Source organism: Cupriavidus cauae (genome assembly GCF_026210475.1).
GTDB lineage: Bacteria > Pseudomonadota > Gammaproteobacteria > Burkholderiales > Burkholderiaceae > Cupriavidus > Cupriavidus cauae.
On record NZ_CP080293.1, the window covers coordinates 2,431,660 to 2,449,208 of the forward strand.

General features: G+C 67.0%; 17 protein-coding genes. 12 read left to right on the forward strand and 5 right to left on the reverse strand.

Translation table 11 applies throughout. From position 1 onward, the window contains the following. The first annotated feature begins 7 nt into the window (after positions 1-7). Both KZ686_RS10880 and KZ686_RS10885 read left to right on the forward strand, forming a co-directional pair. Positions 8-208 carry a SlyX family protein gene (locus KZ686_RS10880; protein WP_149318810.1) on the forward strand — a complete coding sequence of 67 codons (201 nt, stop codon included), beginning with the start codon at positions 8-10 and terminating at the stop codon, positions 206-208. Between the two features lie 82 nt (positions 209-290). After that, positions 291-893, forward strand: coding sequence for a DUF1439 domain-containing protein (locus tag KZ686_RS10885; protein ID WP_149318809.1), 603 nt, complete (start codon positions 291-293; stop codon positions 891-893). A 147-nt stretch (positions 894-1,040) separates the two neighbouring features. On the opposite strand, the gene KZ686_RS10890 is transcribed toward KZ686_RS10885, so the two are convergent. From KZ686_RS10890 to KZ686_RS10910, 5 genes are all read right to left on the reverse strand, one after another. Beyond that, positions 1,041-1,835 (reverse strand): peptidylprolyl isomerase, encoded by a 795-nt coding sequence (locus KZ686_RS10890; RefSeq protein WP_265632377.1) that lies wholly within the window; start codon positions 1,833-1,835, stop codon positions 1,041-1,043. A 75-nt stretch (positions 1,836-1,910) separates the two neighbouring features. Further along, entirely contained in the window at positions 1,911-2,240 is a 330-nt protein-coding gene (locus tag KZ686_RS10895) for a BolA family protein (protein WP_223819562.1), read from the reverse strand. Between the two features lie 16 nt (positions 2,241-2,256). Then, positions 2,257-2,820 (reverse strand): septation protein A, encoded by a 564-nt coding sequence (locus tag KZ686_RS10900; protein WP_265632378.1) that lies wholly within the window; start codon positions 2,818-2,820, stop codon positions 2,257-2,259. Positions 2,821-2,906: 86 nt separating this feature from the next. Continuing rightward, positions 2,907-3,347 (reverse strand): peptide-methionine (R)-S-oxide reductase MsrB, encoded by a 441-nt coding sequence (msrB, locus tag KZ686_RS10905; RefSeq protein ID WP_149318806.1) that lies wholly within the window; start codon positions 3,345-3,347, stop codon positions 2,907-2,909. Between the two features lie 118 nt (positions 3,348-3,465). Continuing rightward, positions 3,466-5,133, reverse strand: coding sequence for a protein adenylyltransferase SelO (locus KZ686_RS10910; protein ID WP_407648484.1), 1,668 nt, complete (start codon positions 5,131-5,133; stop codon positions 3,466-3,468). A gap of 439 nt (positions 5,134-5,572) precedes the next feature. Here KZ686_RS10910 and KZ686_RS10915 point away from each other — a divergent pair, with 439 nt between their 5' ends. The 10 genes from KZ686_RS10915 to KZ686_RS10960 all read left to right on the forward strand — a co-directional run bounded on the left by KZ686_RS10915 (position 5,573) and on the right by KZ686_RS10960 (position 17,497). Beyond that, entirely contained in the window at positions 5,573-7,198 is a 1,626-nt protein-coding gene (locus tag KZ686_RS10915; RefSeq protein WP_150082975.1) for a 3-(methylthio)propionyl-CoA ligase, read from the forward strand. 158 nt (positions 7,199-7,356) lie between these two features. Then, positions 7,357-8,595, forward strand: coding sequence for a branched-chain amino acid ABC transporter substrate-binding protein (locus KZ686_RS10920; protein WP_149318803.1), 1,239 nt, complete (start codon positions 7,357-7,359; stop codon positions 8,593-8,595). Positions 8,596-8,764: 169 nt separating this feature from the next. Beyond that, on the forward strand, positions 8,765-9,712 hold the full coding sequence (locus tag KZ686_RS10925) for a branched-chain amino acid ABC transporter permease (protein WP_150082973.1): 948 nt from the start codon (positions 8,765-8,767) through the stop codon (positions 9,710-9,712). Between the two features lie 4 nt (positions 9,713-9,716). Further along, a complete protein-coding gene (locus KZ686_RS10930; RefSeq protein WP_149318802.1) occupies positions 9,717-11,030 on the forward strand; it encodes a branched-chain amino acid ABC transporter permease in 1,314 nt (437 codons plus the stop codon). Further along, on the forward strand, positions 11,027-11,851 hold the full coding sequence (locus tag KZ686_RS10935) for an ABC transporter ATP-binding protein (protein ID WP_149318801.1): 825 nt from the start codon (positions 11,027-11,029) through the stop codon (positions 11,849-11,851). The genes KZ686_RS10930 and KZ686_RS10935 overlap by 4 nt, the downstream gene beginning before the upstream one ends. Beyond that, positions 11,851-12,564, forward strand: a complete 714-nt coding sequence (locus KZ686_RS10940; protein ID WP_149318800.1) for an ABC transporter ATP-binding protein — start codon at positions 11,851-11,853, stop codon at positions 12,562-12,564. The genes KZ686_RS10935 and KZ686_RS10940 overlap by 1 nt, the downstream gene beginning before the upstream one ends. Positions 12,565-12,886: 322 nt before the next feature. Beyond that, on the forward strand, positions 12,887-14,968 hold the full coding sequence (locus KZ686_RS10945; RefSeq protein WP_149318799.1) for a 3-hydroxyacyl-CoA dehydrogenase NAD-binding domain-containing protein: 2,082 nt from the start codon (positions 12,887-12,889) through the stop codon (positions 14,966-14,968). A gap of 47 nt (positions 14,969-15,015) precedes the next feature. Then, on the forward strand, positions 15,016-15,663 hold the full coding sequence (gene pncA, locus KZ686_RS10950; protein WP_265632380.1) for a bifunctional nicotinamidase/pyrazinamidase: 648 nt from the start codon (positions 15,016-15,018) through the stop codon (positions 15,661-15,663). Positions 15,664-15,744: 81 nt separating this feature from the next. Continuing rightward, positions 15,745-16,923: an acetyl-CoA C-acyltransferase gene (locus KZ686_RS10955; RefSeq protein WP_149318797.1), complete on the forward strand. Its 1,179-nt coding sequence runs from the start codon at positions 15,745-15,747 to the stop codon at positions 16,921-16,923. 148 nt (positions 16,924-17,071) lie between these two features. Continuing rightward, positions 17,072-17,497: a PaaI family thioesterase gene (locus tag KZ686_RS10960; protein WP_265633457.1), complete on the forward strand. Its 426-nt coding sequence runs from the start codon at positions 17,072-17,074 to the stop codon at positions 17,495-17,497. Positions 17,498-17,549 lie beyond the last annotated feature (52 nt).

The window sequence follows — 17,549 nt, forward strand, 5'->3', positions numbered from 1 at the left end:
GGACCTCATGGAATCGCGAATCACCGAGCTGGAGGTCAAGCTGGCCTTCCAGGAAGACCTGCTGGAAACGCTGAACCTGACCGTCGCCAGGCAGCAGCGGCAGATCGAATTGCTGCAGGAGCAGATGCAGGCGCTCTACCAGCAGTTGCCCGCGGCCACCGGCACCGCCGCCGACGGATCGGTGCAGGAAATCCCGCCGCATTACTGAGCGCCCACGGGGCTGATTTGCCGATGGTGGAACGCCGGGACGCCGCCCGGGTCTGACCGAGGTGACCACTCCAGCATCGCGCATGTCTTCGATCTCTTCGCATGGCCGCCGCCGGGGCATCCGGCGACCCCTGGCGGCCACGGCCGCCGCCGCGGCACTGGGCCTTGGCGTCCTGTCCGGCGCGGCCCTTGCCGGCTACAACATCTGGACCGGCGAATACACCTTCACCAGGCAGGAGCTGCAGCGCGCCGTCGAAGGCCGCTTTCCGGCGACGCTGCGCTATGCCCAGGTGCTCGACGTCCGGCTGACCCGGCCGCGGCTGACGCTCGATGCGGTGGGCAACCGGATCACCACGCAGGTCGACGCGCAACTGACCAACAGCCTACTGCCGGCGCCGCCGGTCAATGGCACGCTGGCCCTGAACAGCGGCTTGCGCTACGACCCCGTCAAGCGTGCCGTGCTGCTCGACAACCCGACCGTCGAGCAGGTCCAGGTCGACGGCGTGCCGGGCCAATACAGCGCGCAGCTCAATGCGGTGGGCAATCTGGTGGCGCAGGAACTGCTGAAGGACTATCCGCTGCACACCTTCAAGCCCGAGGAACTGCAGGTCAACGGCAAGCAGGTCGAGCCCGGCGCGATCACCGTGACGGAGGACGGTATCGCGGTGAAGATCGAGACGAAGTAGGGGGCGGAGATCGCGCGGGGCGAATGCCCGCATTGGGCGGCAAGGGCCCAAGGCCAAAGGCCAAAGGCCCCAAAGAAAAACCGGCGCATGAAGCGCCGGTTTTCTCGTCGACGCCCGGCCTTGACCGGGGCGCCAGGGCAAGCCGCCTTACTGGATCTTGGCCTTGTCCCGCAGCGACTTCATCATCGACTGGAACTGCTCGCGCTGCCAGTTCTGGTCGCTCATCAGCATCTGCTGCAGCTGCGGCTTGGCTTCCTCGAAGGTCGGGATCTTGGTCTCGCGCTCGTCCTCGAGCAGGATCACGTGCCAGCCGAATTGCGTCTTGACCGGGGTCTCGGTCATCTGGCCCTTCTTCAGACCGGCCATCGCGGCCGAGAACTCGGGCACATAGCTGTTGCTGCTGGCCCAGTCCAGATCGCCACCGTTGGCGGCCGAGCCCGGGTCCTTCGACGAGGCCTTGGCCACGTCGGCGAACTTGGCGCCGCCCTTGATCTTGGCGATGATGGCCTGCGCTTCCGCTTCCTTCTCGACCAGGATATGGCGGGCGCGGTATTCCTTGCCGTTGCCGAACTGAGCCTTGATCTTGTCGTACTGCTTGCGCAGCTCGGCATCGCTGGTGCCGTGGGTGCGAACATAGTCCTCGAACACCGCGCCGGCCAGCACGTTCAGGCGGGCCTGTTCCAGCTGCTCCTGCACGTCCGGGTTTTGCGTCACGCCACGCTTGGTCGCTTCCTGCACCAGCAGTTCGCGATCGATCAGCATGTTGCGCGCGCGATCCCGCAGCTCCGGGGAATCCGGCTGGCCGGTGCCGGCGATCAGCTTGTCGAGCTTGGCCGACGGAATGCCCTTGCCATTGACGACGGCGGCATTCTGGGCGAGTGCGGGCAAGCTGCCAGCGGCAAGCACAGCCGCCAGGCTGAACGAGAGGACAGTGGTCTTCATGGAATCAGTGTTGGGAAGTCTGGGGAAGGCTGGACGATTATGCAGAGGCTTGTGCAGACACCGCGCGGATGATGGTCATTGCGCGGAATACTCTTGCTCGGTGAATGCGGACACTGCCAGGGCATGGATCCGCATGGGGAAGAGACTGCGCAGCGCATCATACACCATGCGATGCCGGGCAACCCGGCTCGCGCCGGCGAAGCGTTCGCTGACGATGGTGACATGATAGTGGCCGCCGCCCGAGGCGGCGCCCGGATGGCCGGCGTGCAGCGCGCTGTCGTCGCGCACCGTCAGTTGCGAGGGGGCGAGTTCGGCGCGCAGCAGGGCATCGATCTGCGCGGCGGTGTCGCCGGCGGCGCTGTGGGGGGTACCTTCGGCAGGCAACGAAGAAGAGACGTCGTTCATGGTGCGATGGCCTCGCTCAATCGCGGGCGCTTTCCTGCGCTTTTTCCGGCGCGTTTTCGTGCATATGCCGCGACAGCCAGAGGCTTTGCGCGACGATGAAGACCAGCATCAGGCCCATGCTGCCGAACAGCTTGAAATTGACCCAGATGTCGGTCGAGAACTGGTAGGCCACCCACAGGTTCAGCACGCCCATCACGGCGAAGAAGCCGGCCCAGGCGGTATTGAGGCGGCCCCAGACCGGATCGGGCAGCTTGACGGACTTTTCCATCATGGCGCGGATCAGGTTCTTGCGCCAGATCGTGGCGGACGCCAGCAGCGCGACCGCGAACAGCCAGTACAGCACGGTCGGCTTCCACTTGATGAAGGTCTCGTTGTGCAGCAGCAGGGTGGCGCCGCCGAACACCACGATGATCAGCAGGCTGATCCACTGCATCGGTTCGACCTTGCGGTGGCGCAGCCAGACCCAGCCGATCTGCACGATCGTCGCCGCGATGGCGACCGCCGTGGCGGCGAAGATGCCCGCCAGCTTGAAGGTGACGAAAAACAGGATGACCGGGAACAGGTCGAACAGAAATTTCATGCGGGTCCGTCAGGGGAAGGCGATGTCGGCGGGCGGCATCGCGGAATCGTTATCGTGGGGCCTGGCCGCAGGGTCGGCGCCGCGGGTCAGCCAGGGTTGCCGGATTTGCCGGCGTCGTCGGCGTCGCCCGGTTCGGGCTCGCGGTCGTCGAATTTTAGCGCAGCCGAATTGATGCAATAGCGCAGGCCGGTCGGCGCGGGGCCATCCTCGAAGACATGGCCCAGGTGGCTGCCGCATTCCTTGCAGCGCACCTCGATGCGGACCATGCCGTGGCTGCGGTCGACCTGCTCGTCGATCACCTCACCGTTGATGGGCCGGAAATAGCTGGGCCAGCCGCAGCCGGCGTCGAACTTGGTGGTGGACTCGAACAGCGGCGTGCCGCAGCCCACGCAGCGGTAGATGCCGGGCTCCCAGTGGTCCCAGTAGCGGCCGGTGAAGGCGCGTTCGGTGGCGGCCTCGCGCGTGACCCGGTATTCGATGTCGGACAGTTGCGCGCGCCATTCGGCTTCGGTCTTGTTGACGGGCATGATGCGGATCCTCGTTGGGGGACGATCGGACGGTCGGTGTTTGGGGGCGATTTCCGTCTATATCGGCCAATATCGGGCGATGCCAGGACGATCGGGGCGATCAGGTCGATCAGGTCGATCAGGACGAACAGCTTACCTCGATACCGGACGCCCAGTCGGGCGGCAGCGCGGCATACGACTCGGCCTCGGGTTGCTCGTCGAACGGCCGCGACAGTACCGCCAGCAGCCGCTGCACCTCGCTGAAGTCCTTCTCCTTGGCGCGCTGGATCGCCACCTCGGCCAGATGGTTGCGCAGCACGTACTTCGGATTGACGGCCAGCATCGACACCGCGCGGGCCGCGTCGTCCGAGTTCTCGGCGCGCAGGCGGGCACGGTAGCGCTCGGCCCAGGCGTCCCAGCCGGCGCGGTCCATGAACAGGTCGCGCACGGGCGCGTCGCGGCTGCCGTCCGCCGAGCAGATGCGGGCGAGGTTGCGCCAGAACAAGGTGTAGTCGACCCGCTGGGTATGCAGCAGGCGGAACAGGTCGGTCAGCAGCGCCTCGTCCGCGCTGTCGTCGATGCCGGTGCTGGCCAGGCCCAGCTTGGCGCGATAGAGCTGGAAGAAGCGCAGCGCATAGCGGTCGCGGAAGGGATCAAGCCCGGCATGCGCGGCCTCGATCGCGGCCTCCTTGGCGGCCTCGGTGGGCGCCTGCCCGTCCTCGCGCTCGAGCCACAGCGGCAGCAGCGCCTGCGCCAGGCAATGCAGGTTCCAGAAGCCGACCTGCGGCTGCTGGCTGTAGGCATAGCGGCCCTGGTTGTCCGAGTGGTTGCAGATATGGTTGGCGTCGAAGGCGTCGAGAAAGCCGAACGGGCCGTAGTCGATGGTCAGGCCGAGGATCGACATATTGTCGGTGTTCATCACGCCGTGACAGAAGCCCACGGCCTGCCACTGGGCCATCAGGTCGGCGGTGCGCAGCGACACCTCGCGCAGCAGCGCCTGGTAGGGGCTGACGGTCTCGCCGCCGACGCGGTCGCGGCATTCCGGCATGAAACGGTCGATGACGAAGTCGGCCAGCTGGCGCAGCGCGGCCACGTCGTCGTGCGCGGCGAAATGCTCGAAGTGGCCGAAGCGGATGAAGGTCGGCGCCAGGCGCGTGACCACCGCGGCGGTCTCGATGGTCTCGCGGCGCACCGGCGCGTCGGAGCCGACGATGCACAGTGCGCGCGTGGTCGGAGTGCCCAGCGCGGCCATCGCCTCGGAGCACAGGTATTCGCGGATCGACGAGCGCAGCACCGCGCGGCCATCGCCCATGCGCGAATACGGCGTCTTTCCCGAGCCCTTCAGCTGGATCTCCCACGGACCGTTCGCGGTCTGCGCCTCGGCCAGCCGGATCGCGCGCCCGTCGCCGAGCTGGCCCGCCCAGACGCCGAACTGATGGCCCGAGTAGACCGTCGCCAGCGGATCGGCCCAGCCGGGCACGCGGTTGCCGATGAAGATCTCGGCGAAGTCCTGCAGCGGTGGCGCCTGGTCGGGACTGGTCGCGTCGCCCGCTTGCCAGCCGAGCAGTTCCGCCGCGGCCGGGGCCACGGCGACCAGGTAGGGCGAGGGCAGCGGGGTCGGCTGCAGGCGCGTGAAGAAACGCTCGCCGAGCGCGGCAAAACCGGGCGCCACGGAGAAGGGAGGTTCGCTCGGGGCGGGATTCGCGCTCGTCCCGGCCGAAGCGTCGAGTCCGGTGAAAACGAGGGAATCGTCGGACGTCGGAGTGGATCCCGACGGAGGCAAAGCGGAAGACGGACGAGAGGACATGAGATCAGGGCCTTGGCATCACGCGCCGGGCGGGCAGGGGCTGGGACCGGCGCGGTGCAACAGCCTGCAATCGGTGGCCTGCCTGGAAGTGCGCTTGCAGGCTAGGGAAAACGACATGTTGAGGTGCAACATGGCTGGCAGTATTGTACTTGCACGCCGCATTTTCCCTGGTCTGACCGCGGCGCCGCGGCCGGTGTTCCCGCTTGTACCCGCTTATTCCCGCTGGTTCCCATCGCGGCGCGGCCATCACCGGCAGTCTTCCCGTCATGTCGCCCGCTGGCACGCCCGCAGTGCACCGGGGTAGTGCATGAACGGGCAGCGCGAGCGTGATTGTCGACGCCTTCCGCTGGAAGGTTTTTGTCGGCCTAAAAAAAGAACGATTGTTCGCTTCTCGGCCTCGCCGCGGCGGACATGGCAACCGATACAGGAGACCATTCCCATGGCATTGATGGGACAAATGATGGGCGCGCCGCTGCTCATTTCCTCCATCATCACCCACGCCGCCCGCCATTACGGCAGCACCGAAATCGTTTCGCGGCGCACCGAAGGGGATCTCCACCGCTATACCTACCGCGATTGCGAGCTGCGCGCGCGCAAGCTGGCGCAAGCGCTGGGCAAGCTGGGCGTGCAGCCCGGCGAGCGGGTCGGCACGCTGGCGTGGAACGGCTACCGCCATCTCGAGATCTATTACGCCGTGTCGGGGATGGGCTCGGTCTGCCACACGATCAACCCGCGGCTGTTCCCCGAGCAGCTGGCCTATATCGTCAATCACGCCGAGGACCGCTACGTCTTCTTCGACCTGACCTTCCTGCCGCTGGTCGAAGGCCTCGCGCCGCATTGCCCGCAGGTCAAGGGCTGGGTGCTGATGAGTGACCGGGCGCATCTGCCGGCCGAATCGAAGCTGCCGCTGCTGTGCTACGAGGATCTGCTCGAGAGCCAGGACGGCGACTACAGCTGGCCGAGCTTCGACGAGAACACCGCGTCCAGCCTTTGCTACACCTCCGGCACCACCGGCAATCCGAAGGGCGCGCTCTATTCGCATCGCTCCACGGTGCTGCATTCGTATGCGTCGGCGCTGCCAGACGCGCTCGGCTGCTCGGCCAAGGACGTGATCCTGCCGGTCGTGCCGATGTTCCACGTCAATGCCTGGGGCCTGCCGTACTCGGTGCCGCTGGTCGGCGCCAAGCTGGTGTTCCCCGGCGCCAAGCTCGACGGCGCCTCGCTGTACGAGCTGTTCGAGCAGGAGCAGGTCACCTTCTCGGCCGGCGTGCCGACGGTCTGGCTCGGCCTGCTGCAGCACGTGCAGGCCAACAAGCTGCGCTTCTCCAGCTTCAAGCGCACGGTGATCGGCGGCTCGGCCGCGCCGCCGGCGATGATCAAGGCGCTGAACGCGCTCGACGTCGAGGTGATCCATGCCTGGGGCATGACCGAGATGTCGCCGCTGGGCACCACGTGCAAGCTGCTGAACAAGCATCTGGCGCTGCCGCCCGAGCAGCAGCAGGCCATCCTGGAGAAGCAGGGACGCGTCATCTACGGCGTCGACATGAAGATCGTCGACGGCGAGGGCCGCGAGCTGCCGTGGGACGGCAAGGCCTTCGGCGACCTGATGGTGCGCGGTCCGTGGATCATCGACCGCTATTACCGCAGCGACAGCTCGCCGCTGGTCGACGGCTGGTTCCCGACCGGCGACGTCGCCACCATCGATGCCGACGGCTACATGCAGATCACCGATCGCAGCAAGGACGTGATCAAGTCCGGCGGCGAATGGATTTCGTCGATCGACGTGGAGAACGTGGCCGCGGCGCATCCGGCGGTGCATATGGCCGCCTGCATCTCGGTCCACCATCCCAAGTGGGACGAGCGGCCGCTGCTGGTGGTGATGAAGAAGCCCGGCACCGAGCTGACGCGCGAGGAGCTGCTGGCCTTCTTCGAGGGCAAGGTCGCCAAATGGTGGATCCCGGACGATGTGGCCTTCGTCGACGAGATCCCGCTGACGGCCACCGGCAAGATGCAGAAGCTCAAGCTGCGCGAGCAGTTCAAGGACTATCGGCTGCCGACGGCCTGAGGCAGGGCCGTCGCAGAGCACGTGCAGCAGCGGCGGCGCCCTCGGTGGCGCCACCGTAGAAGCAAACGGGCCCATGGGAAAAGCCGCGCGACAAGCGGCAGCCCCGGTCGCCCGCTCATCACGATAGCCAACGAGAGAAAGAGAGAAGGAGACAAACCATGATCAGATTGCGTCCGCTCGTCGCCGGTGTGGCATTGCTCGCTGCGCTGGGCCCGGGGGCCGCCGCGGCGGATACGGTGAAGATCGCGTTCATCGATCCGCTGTCGGGCCTGATGGCGCCGGTCGGCCAGAACCAGCTCAAGAGCTGGCAGTACGTCGCCGAGCTGGCCAATCAGAAGAACTGGGCCGGCGGGCACAAGTTCGAGGTCGTGGGATTCGACAACAAGCTGTCGCCGCAGGAGAGCCTGACGATCCTGAAGCAGGCGGTCGACCAGGGGATCCGCTACGTGGTGCAGGGCAACGGCTCGTCGGTCGGCCTGGCGCTGCAGGACGCGGTGGCCAAGCATAACGAGCGCAATCCCGGCAAGGAAATCATCTACCTGAACTATGCGGCAGTCGATCCGGACATGACCAACTCGAAATGCAACTACTGGCATTTCCGTCTGGACGCCAACTCCGACATGAAGATGGAGGCGCTGACGACCTACCTGGCGCAGGACCAGAACGTCAAGAAGGTCTACCTGATCAACCAGAACTACTCGTTCGGCCACCAGGTCGCGCGCGCCGCCAAGGAATATCTGAAGCGCAAGCGTCCCGACATCCAGGTCGTCGGCGAGGACCTGCACCCGCTGGCGCAGGTCAAGGACTTCTCGCCCTACGTGGCGAAGATCAAGGCGGCCGGCGCCGATACCGTGATCACCGGCAACTGGGGCAGCGACCTCGCGCTGCTGATCAAGGCCGCCAAGGACGCCGGGCTGAACGCCAACTTCTACACCTACTACGCGGCCACCACCGGCGTGCCGACCGCGATGGGCGCGGCCGGGGCCGAGCGCGTGCGCTATGTCGGCTACTACAACCCGAACAACAAGGGCTTCCGCGGCTCGGAGGTCATCGAAGGCTACGAGAAGAAGTACAACGACGACTTCTACGTGATGGCCTCGTACACCGGCATCGCGATGCTCAGCAAGGCGTTCCAGACCGCCAAGTCGACCGACCCGGTCAAGGTCGCCAAGGCGCTCGAGGGCATCAAGGTCGAGAGCATGAACGGCACCGTCGAGATGCGCGCGACCGACCACCAGGCCCAGCAGCCGCTGACCATCGCCACCTGGACCAAGGTCGACGGCAAGGAAGTCAAGTACGACCAGGAAAACACCGGCTACGGCTGGAAGACCAACGCGGTGCTGGACGCGCATGTCGCCGCCCAACCCACCTCCTGCCAGATGAAGCGTCCAGGCTGATTTCCGGACGCGCCACGCGCGGCGCGCCCGTGGAGTCGATGCCCGCCAGTGCCGGTGGTATGCTGCCGGCCCCTGGGGGCACAGATACGGCCGCCGCGCCCGCCCTCGCTTCGCCTTCGCCGGCCAGCGGCGCATGCCGCCAGCCCGGCGCCAGATGGAAGGACTGGCTGTGGAATTCTTCATCATCTCGCTGTTGAACGGCATCAGCTACGGGCTGCTGCTGTTCATGCTGTCGTCGGGCCTGACGCTGATCTTCAGCATGATGGGCGTGCTGAACTTCGCGCATGCGAGCTTCTACATGCTCGGCGCCTATTTCGCCTATTCGATCTCGACCACGATCGGCTTCTGGCCGGCGCTGATCGTCGCGCCGCTGCTGGTGGCGGTGGCGGGCGCGCTGGTCGAGCGCTTCGGCTTGCGGGCGGTGCACAAGTACGGCCACGTCGCCGAGCTGCTGTTCACCTTCGGCCTGGCCTACCTGATCGAGGAGGGCGTCAAGCTGGTGTGGGGTTTGGCGGCGGTGCCGTACCGGATCCCGGCCGAGCTCGACGGCCCGCTGTTCACGGTCTTCACCTCGGCCTTCCCCAAGTACCGCGCCTTCATGATGCTGGTGTCGCTGGCGATGCTGGTGGCGATCTACCTGGTGCTGACGCGCACGCGCATCGGGCTGGTGATCCAGGCCGCGCTGACGCATCCCGAGATGGTCGAGGCGCTGGGCCACAACGTGCCGCGCGTCTTCATGCTGGTGTTCGGCGGCGGCGCCGCGCTGGCGGGGCTGGCCGGCGTGATCGGCGGCAATGCCTTCGTCACCGAGCCGTCGATGGCGGCGGCGGTCGGCTCGATCGTGTTCGTGGTGGCGGTGGTCGGCGGCATGGGCTCGCTGGTCGGGGCGTTCATCGCGTCGATCCTGATCGGGCTGCTGCAGACGTTCGCGGTCACCATCGACGCGTCGCTGGCCGGCATGTTCAATTCGCTGGGGCTGAACGTGACCAGCGAAACGCCGTTCTATTCGCTGTGGCGGCTGACGGTGGCGCAGGTCGCGCCGGTGCTGCCGTATCTGCTGCTGGTCGTGATGCTGATCTTCCGCCCGCGCGGCCTGATGGGAACCCGGGAGAGCTGAGGCGATGGAATCGACGATGCAACGCACGCAAGACACCGCGCTGAGCGGCGGCACGATGCGCTACCGGCCGCTGAACCTGGGCCGCTGGGTGCTGTGGGGCACCACGGCGCTGCTGATGCTGGTGCTGCCGCTGATCTTCACCGGCGGGTTTGCCATCACGCTGATGTCGCAGATGGGCATCATGATCGTGTTCGCGCTGTCGTACAACATGCTGCTCGGCCAGACCGGCATGCTGTCGTTCGGGCACGCGGTCTACTCGGGGCTGGGCGCGTTCATCGCGGTCCATGTGCTGAACATGGCCGGCGCCGGCACGGTGTGGATGCCGGTGTCGCTGCTGCCGCTGGTCGGTGGCCTGGCGGGCGCCTTCTTCGGCGTCATCTTCGGCTACGTGACGACCAAGAAGTCCGGCACGACCTTCGCGATGATCACGCTGGGCATCGGCGAGATGGTGTTCGCCAGCTCGCTGATGTTCCCGGAGTTCTTCGGCGGCGAGGGCGGCATCTCGACCAACCGCGTGGTCGGCGAGCCGTTCCTGGGCATCACGTTCGGGCCGGGCCGGCAGGTCTATTACCTGATCGCGATCTGGTGCCTGCTGTCGATGGCGGCGATGTACGCATGGACGCAGACGCCGCTGGGCCGCATCGCCAACGCGGTGCGCGACAACCCCGAGCGCGCCGAATTCATCGGCTACAACACGCAGCGCGTGCGCTACCTGGTGCTGATCCTGTCGGCGTTCTTCGCCGGCATCTCGGGCGCGCTGGCGGCCATCAACTTCGAGATCGTGTCGGCGGAGAACGTCAGCGCGGTGCGCTCCGGCGGCGTGCTGCTGGCCGCCTTCATCGGCGGCGCCGGCTTCTTCTTCGGGCCCATCATCGGCGCGGTAGTGTTCGTGCTGTTCGCGGTCGCGCTGTCGGACCTGACCAAGGCCTGGCTGCTCTACCTGGGCCTGTTCTTCGTGCTGATGGTGATGTTCGTGCCGGGCGGGCTCGCCAGCCTGCTGATGATGCAGCTGCCGCTGGTGGCGCGCGGCAAGTTCCGCCAGATGCTGCCGTCCTACGGGCTGTGCGCGCTGGCCGGGGTGGTGCTGCTGGCGGCGATCATCCTGACGGTCGAGCTGGTCTACAAGGTGCAGGTCGACAGCGCCAACGGCACCGCGATGTCGCTGTTCGGCATTGCGTTCGACGCCGGCACGCTGGCGCCGTGGGGCGTGGCGGCCGCGCTGTGGCTGGTGGGGCTGGCCGCATGGCGCTTCACGGTGGGGCAGGCGCGCCTGCGTTGGGACAAGGTGCAGGCGGAAATCGCGGGAGGAGCGGCATGAGGCGGGATACCACGGCGGCGCTGGAACTGACCGATGTGCGCAAGCGCTTTGGCCAGACCGAGATCATCCGCGGCGTGACGCTGAACATCGCGCGCGGCGAGCGCCATGCGCTGATCGGTCCCAACGGCGCGGGCAAGTCGACCACCTTCAATCTGATCTCGGGCCGCTTCGCGCCGACCTCGGGCTCGGTGCGGCTCAATGGCGAGGAGATCGGCGGCCTGCAGCCCTTCGTGATCAATCGCAAGGGGCTGTCGCGCAGCTTCCAGATCACCAACATCTTCCATCGGCTGACCGTGTTCGAGAACCTGCGCTGCGCGGTGCTGTGGGCGCTGGGCTACAAGTACTCGTTCTGGCACCGGCTGTCCGAGCTGCGCGACGCGCGCGAACGGGCCGAGGAGGTGCTGGAGCTGATCGGCCTGCAGCACCGGCGTCATACGCAGTCGGGCCTGCTGACCTACGCGGAGCAGCGCGCGCTGGAGATCGGCATCACCATCGCCGGCGGCGCCGACGTGATCCTGCTGGACGAGCCGACCGCCGGCATGAGCCGCTCGGAGTCGGACCATGCGGTCGAGCTGATCCGGAAGGTCACCGTGGGCAAGACGCTGGTGATGGTCGAGCACGACATGAGCGTGGTGTTCGGGCTGGCGGACCGCATCTCGGTGCTGGTCTACGGCGAGGTGATCGCCACCGGCACGCCCGAGGCCATCCGCAACGATCGCCGCGTCAAGGAGGCCTACCTGGGCACGACGCTGGACGAGGGCGAAGGCGGGGGCGAAGGCGCGGGCGCGGTGGGCGCAAGCGCAAGCGAGGGGGCGCACTGATGGGCAAGCGCATGCTGGAAGTGCAGGGGCTGCACGCCTACTACGGCAAGAGCCATATCCTGCATGGCGTCGATCTGCATATCGACGAGGGCGAGATCGTCGCGCTGCTGGGGCGCAACGGGGTCGGGCGCTCGACCATGGCCAAGGCCATCCTCGGCATGGTCAAGTCCGAGGGCTCGGTGCGCTTTCGCGGTGACGAGATCCTCGGGCGGCGCACCTTCGAGATCGCGCATCTGGGGGTGGGCTACGTGCCCGAGAACCGCGACATCTTCCCCACGCTGACGGTGCGCCAGAACCTGCTGCTGGGCGAGAAGCCGAATCCGCGCCAGAGCCGGCCGCGCTGGAGCACCGACGACATGTTCGCGCTGTTCCCGCGCCTGAAGGAGCGCGAGAACACGCCGGCCGGCGTGCTGTCCGGCGGCGAGCAGCAGATGCTGACGCTGTGCCGCACGCTGATGGGCGACCCCGACCTGGTGCTGATCGACGAGCCCACCGAAGGGCTGGCGCCGATGATCGTCGCCCAGGTCGCCGACTACCTGAAGGTGCTGAAGGAGCGCGGCGTCTCGGTGCTGCTGATCGAGCAGAAACTGGCGATCGCGCTCGACATCTCGCAGCGCGTCTACGTGATGGGCCACGGCCATATCGTCTTCGAGGGAACGCCAGCCGAACTCAAGGGCAATGCGCAGGTGCGCAAGGAGTGGTTGGAGGTTTGAGGGCCCCGGAACAGGCTGTTGAAGAGGCCGCTAGAGAGGCTGTGAAGCGGCTGTTATCGACCGCTTCCGTTTCGACCATGCATGCCATGAAGGCGCGCCATGCAGCCCCCGCATGGCGCGCTTTTTTTGTGCCTGCAGCGGCGAATTTCTCCTCCAAAATAGAAATTGAACGACCGTTCTATTTTGTGTATGCTTGTTTCGCTGCGCCTCCCGGGCCGGCCGCTCGCGCGTACCATTCCAGGGGTGCCCATGGCGCAGCCGAAGTAAAAACAATATTCGAGAATTCGAATCCCGAGACAACCAAGACACCAAAGGAACCAGCATGACAGCGCAGTATCAGGTTCAGGACGGCATCGCCGTCATCACGCTCGACAATCCCCCTGTCAACGGCCTGGGTCACAGCACCCGGCTTGGCATCGTCGAAGGCATGACCCGTGCGCTGGACGATGCCGCGGTCAAGGCGGTCGTCATCACCGGCGCCGGCAAGGCGTTCTCGGGTGGCGCCGATATCCGCGAGTTCAACACGCCGAAGGCGACGCAGGAGCCGACGCTGCATTCGGTGATCAAGGTGATCGAGAATTCGACCAAGCCTGTCGTCGCCGCGGTGCATTCGGTGGCGATGGGCGGCGGTCTGGAACTGGCGCTGGGCTGCAACTACCGCGTCGCCGCCAAGGGTGCGCAGATCGCGCTGCCCGAAGTCAAGCTGGGCATCCTGCCGGGCGCCGGCGGCACGCAGCGCCTGCCGCGCGTGATCGGCCTGGAGGCCGCGCTCAACATGATCGTGACCGGCAATCCGGTACCGTCGGAGAAGTTCGCCGGCACCAAGCTGTTCGACGAGATCGTGGAAGGCGACGTGCTGCCCGCCGCGATCGCCTTTGCGCGCAAGGCGGCGTCCGCGCCCGGCCCGCACCCGAAGGTGCGCGACCTGAAGGTGCGCCATGAAAACGCCGAGGGCTTCCTCGCCTTCGCCAGGAACACCGTTGCCGCCGTGGCGAAGAACTTCCCGGCGCCGGGCAAGTGCGTCGAGGCCGTGGCCGCTTCGCTCAAGCCCTTCGACGAGGGCCTGCGCCTGGAGCGCGAAGGCTTCATGTTCCTGGTCAATACGCCGGAATCGCGCGCGCTGCGCCATGCCTTCTTCGGCGAGCGCGCCGCCAGCAAGATTCCCGACGTGCCGTCGGACACGCCGACCCGCAAGATCGAGAAGGTCGCCGTGATCGGTGCCGGCACCATGGGCGGCGGCATCTCGATGAACTTCCTGAACGCGGGCATCCCGGTCACGGTGCTGGAAACCAAGCAGGAAGCGCTGGACCGCGGCGTGGCGACGATCCGCCGCAACTACGAGAACAGCGCCAAGAAGGGCAAGCTGACGCAGGAGAAGGTCGAGCAGCGCATGGGCCTGCTGTCGACCACGCTGTCCTATGACGACATCAAGGACGCCGACCTGATCATCGAGGCGGTGTTCGAGGAAATGGGCGTCAAGGAAACCGTGTTCAAGAAGCTGGACGAAGTCGCCAAGCCCGGCGCGATCCTGGCCTCGAACACCTCGACGCTCGACGTCAACAAGATCGCCTCGTTCACCAAGCGTCCGCAGGACGTGGTCGGCATGCACTTCTTCAGCCCGGCCAACGTGATGAAGCTGCTGGAAGTGGTGCGCGGCGACAAGACCGGCAAGGACGTGCTGGCCACGGTCATGCAGGTCGCCAAGAAGATCAAGAAGACCGCGGTGGTGTCGGGCGTCTGCGACGGCTTCATCGGCAACCGCATGATCGAGCAGTACAGCCGCCAGGCCGGCTATCTGCTGGACGAGGGCGCGCTGCCCGAGCAGGTCGACAAGGCGATCGAGAAGTTCGGCTTCGCGATGGGCCCGTTCCGCATGGGCGACCTGGCCGGCAACGACATCGGCTGGGCCATCCGCAAGCGCCGCGCGGTGGAAAAGCCGGACATCCAGTATTCGAAGACCGCCGATCTGCTGTGCGAGATGGGCCGTTTCGGCCAGAAGACCGGCGCGGGCTGGTACGACTACAAGCCGGGCGACCGCAAGCCGTATCCGAACCAGCAGGTCAACGAGATGATCGTCCAGCATTCCAAGGATCTCGGCATCACGCGCCGCAAGATCTCGGACGAGGAGATCGTCGAGCGCCTGGTGTACGCGCTGGTCAATGAAGGCGCGAAGATTCTCGAGGAAGGCATTGCCTCGAAGGCCTCGGACATCGACATGGTCTACCTGACCGGCTACGGCTTCCCGCTGCATCGCGGCGGCCCGATGCTGTACGCGGACCAGGTCGGCCTGTACAACGTGCTGCTGTCGATGCAGCGCTATGCCAAGGGCTACCACGGCGAAGCGTGGGAGCCGGCGCCGCTGCTCAAGAAGCTGGCGGCCGAGGGCAAGGGCTTCAACGGCTGAGCGGCGACGGCGGCCACGGCGACAACGGCGACGACAACGGCGACGCGATGGACACGACCTTGCGCAGACGCTTCGGCAACAGCGATTGCCTGCTGGTGATCGATGTGCAGAACGACTTCATGCCCGGCGGCGCGCTCGCCGTGCCCGAAGGCGACCAGGTCGTGCCGGTGATCAACCGGCTGGCCGAGGCGTTCACGCATGTGGTGCTGACGCAGGACTGGCATCCGGCCGACCACGTGTCGTTCGCGGTCAACCATGCCGGCGCGGCGCCGTTCCAGACCACCACGCTGCCGTATGGCGAGCAGGTGCTGTGGCCCGCGCACTGCGTGCAGGGGCAAGCGGGCGCCGAGCTGCATCCGCAACTGGCGGTGCCGCACGCGCGGCTGGTGATCCGCAAGGGCCATCAGCGCGAGGTCGACAGCTATTCCGCCTTTGTCGAGGCGGATCGCACGACCCCGACCGGGCTGGCCGGCTATCTGCGCGAGCATGGCGTGCGCCGGGTCGTTTGCGTTGGACTCGCGACCGACTACTGCGTGGCCTGGAGCGCGCTGGACGCGCGCGCCGCGGGCTTCGACGCGGTGGTGGTCGAGGACGCCTGCCGCGCGATCGACCTGAACGGATCGCTGGACGCCGCCTGGGCGAGCCTCGCCAAGGCGGGCGTCGGCAGGATGCGCGCCGCCGAGCTGCTGAGCTGACATGGCTCGCGCGAGGGCGCGGGCACCGAGACATCGAGACATCGAGACACACCAGACACCGAGAATACTGAGGAGCAACAAATGAACGAGGCAGTGATCGTATCGACCGCACGGACCGGTCTGGCCAAGAGCTGGAAGGGCGGCTTCAACATGACGCACGGCGCCACCCTCGGCGGCCATGTGGTCCAGCACGCGATCGCGCGCGCCAACATCGAGCCGGGCGAGGTCGAGGACGTGCTGATGGGCTGCGCCAATCCCGAAGGCGCGACCGGCGCCAATATCGCGCGCCAGATCGCGCTGCGCGCCGGCTGCCCGGTGACGGTGCCGGGCGCCACGGTGAACCGCTTCTGCTCGTCGGGCCTGCAGACCATCGCGATGGCCGCGCAGCGCGTGATCGCCGACGAGGGCGACATCTTCGTGGCCGGCGGGGTGGAGAGCATCTCCTGCGTGCAGCAGGAAATGAATCGCCACATGATCCAGGAAGGCTGGCTGGTCAAGAACAAGCCGGAGATCTACTGGAGCATGCTGCAGACCGCGGAGAACGTCGCCAAGCGCTACAACATCCCGCGCGAGCGCCAGGACGAGTACGGCGTGCAAAGCCAGCTGCGCGCGGCGGCGGCGCAGGAGGCGGGCAAGTTCAACGACGAGATCGTGCCGCTGACGGTGCTGGCCGGCGTCGCCGACAAGGCCACCGGGCAGCTGGTGACGCGCGAGGTCACGGTCTCGGCCGACGAAGGCATCCGCCCGGACACCACCTACGAAGGCGTGTCGAAGATCCGCACCGCGATGCCCGGCGGCGTGATCGCGGCCGGCAATGCGTCGCAGTTCTCCGACGGCGCCTCGGCCGCGGTGGTGATGAACGCGAAGCTGGCGGAGCAGCGCGGCCTGAAGCCGCTCGGCGCCTTCCGCGGCTTCGCGGTGGCCGGCTGCGAGCCCGATGAAATGGGCATCGGCCCGGTGTTCGCGGTGCCCAAGCTGCTGAAGAAGGCCGGCCTGAAGGTCGAGGACATCGGCCTGTGGGAGCTGAACGAGGCGTTTGCCGTGCAGGTGCTGTACTGCGCCGACAAGCTGGGCATCCCGATGGACCGCCTGAACGTCAACGGCGGCGCGATCGCGGTGGGCCACCCGTACGGCGTCTCGGGCGCGCGCCTGGTCGGCCATGCGCTGATCGAAGGCAAGCGCCGCGGCGTCAAGTACGTGGTCGTCACCATGTGTATCGGTGGCGGCCAGGGCGCGGCCGGGCTGTTCGAGGTGCTGTAAGCCGAGGCCGCCGGTGTCCGCACCGTCCGCCACGCCGTCCGCCGGGCCGGCCGGTCCCGCCGGTCCCGCCGGTCCCACCGGGCCTAAGCAGCCCAGCGGCTCCGCAGACTCCGCCAATGCGCCCGGAGAGCGCGGCAAGCCGCGCGACCTGGGCGCGTCGGGCGACCTGCTGGCGCACGGCCGCGCGATCCTCGCCGAGCAGCCGTTCTCGGTGCTGCTCGGCGCGGAGCTGACCGCGCTGACGCCGCAGCGGGCCGAGCTGCAACTGCCGCTGCGCCAGCCTTTGCGGCAGCAGCATGGCTTTGCCCACGGCGGCGTGGTCAGCTATCTGGCCGACAACGCGCTGACCTATGCCGGCGGCGCCGCGATGGCGGCGCCGGTGGTGACCTCGGAATACAAGATCAATTACGTACGCCCCGCGCTGGGCGAGCGCTTGATCGCGCGTGCCGAGTGCGTCAGCCGCGGGCGGCAGCAGGCCGTGGTCCGTTGCGATGTCTTTGCCGTCCAGGACGGCGAGGAAAAGCTGTGCGCGGTCGCGCAGGGCACCATCGCGCGGAAGGGCGAGGCGGGCTGAGCGGTCCTTCCGGCGGCGATGCGGACGGCGACGTCCGCATTCTCCCCATTCA

Bases quoted from the DNA above. Each gene is read 5' to 3' on its own strand.
- KZ686_RS10880 (WP_149318810.1), top strand. From the start codon at position 8: ATGGAATCGCGAATCACCGAGCTGGAGGTCAAGCTGGCCTTCCAGGAA.
- KZ686_RS10885 (WP_149318809.1), top strand. From the start codon at position 291: ATGTCTTCGATCTCTTCGCATGGCCGCCGCCGGGGCATCCGGCGACCC.
- KZ686_RS10890 (WP_265632377.1), bottom strand. From the start codon at position 1,835: ATGAAGACCACTGTCCTCTCGTTCAGCCTGGCGGCTGTGCTTGCCGCT.
- KZ686_RS10895 (WP_223819562.1), bottom strand. From the start codon at position 2,240: ATGAACGACGTCTCTTCTTCGTTGCCTGCCGAAGGTACCCCCCACAGC.
- KZ686_RS10900 (WP_265632378.1), bottom strand. From the start codon at position 2,820: ATGAAATTTCTGTTCGACCTGTTCCCGGTCATCCTGTTTTTCGTCACC.
- msrB (WP_149318806.1), bottom strand. From the start codon at position 3,347: ATGCCCGTCAACAAGACCGAAGCCGAATGGCGCGCGCAACTGTCCGAC.
- KZ686_RS10910 (WP_407648484.1), bottom strand. From the start codon at position 5,133: ATGTCCTCTCGTCCGTCTTCCGCTTTGCCTCCGTCGGGATCCACTCCG.
- KZ686_RS10915 (WP_150082975.1), top strand. From the start codon at position 5,573: ATGGCATTGATGGGACAAATGATGGGCGCGCCGCTGCTCATTTCCTCC.
- KZ686_RS10920 (WP_149318803.1), top strand. From the start codon at position 7,357: ATGATCAGATTGCGTCCGCTCGTCGCCGGTGTGGCATTGCTCGCTGCG.
- KZ686_RS10930 (WP_149318802.1), top strand. From the start codon at position 9,717: ATGGAATCGACGATGCAACGCACGCAAGACACCGCGCTGAGCGGCGGC.
- KZ686_RS10935 (WP_149318801.1), top strand. From the start codon at position 11,027: ATGAGGCGGGATACCACGGCGGCGCTGGAACTGACCGATGTGCGCAAG.
- KZ686_RS10940 (WP_149318800.1), top strand. From the start codon at position 11,851: ATGGGCAAGCGCATGCTGGAAGTGCAGGGGCTGCACGCCTACTACGGC.
- KZ686_RS10945 (WP_149318799.1), top strand. From the start codon at position 12,887: ATGACAGCGCAGTATCAGGTTCAGGACGGCATCGCCGTCATCACGCTC.
- pncA (WP_265632380.1), top strand. From the start codon at position 15,016: ATGGACACGACCTTGCGCAGACGCTTCGGCAACAGCGATTGCCTGCTG.
- KZ686_RS10955 (WP_149318797.1), top strand. From the start codon at position 15,745: ATGAACGAGGCAGTGATCGTATCGACCGCACGGACCGGTCTGGCCAAG.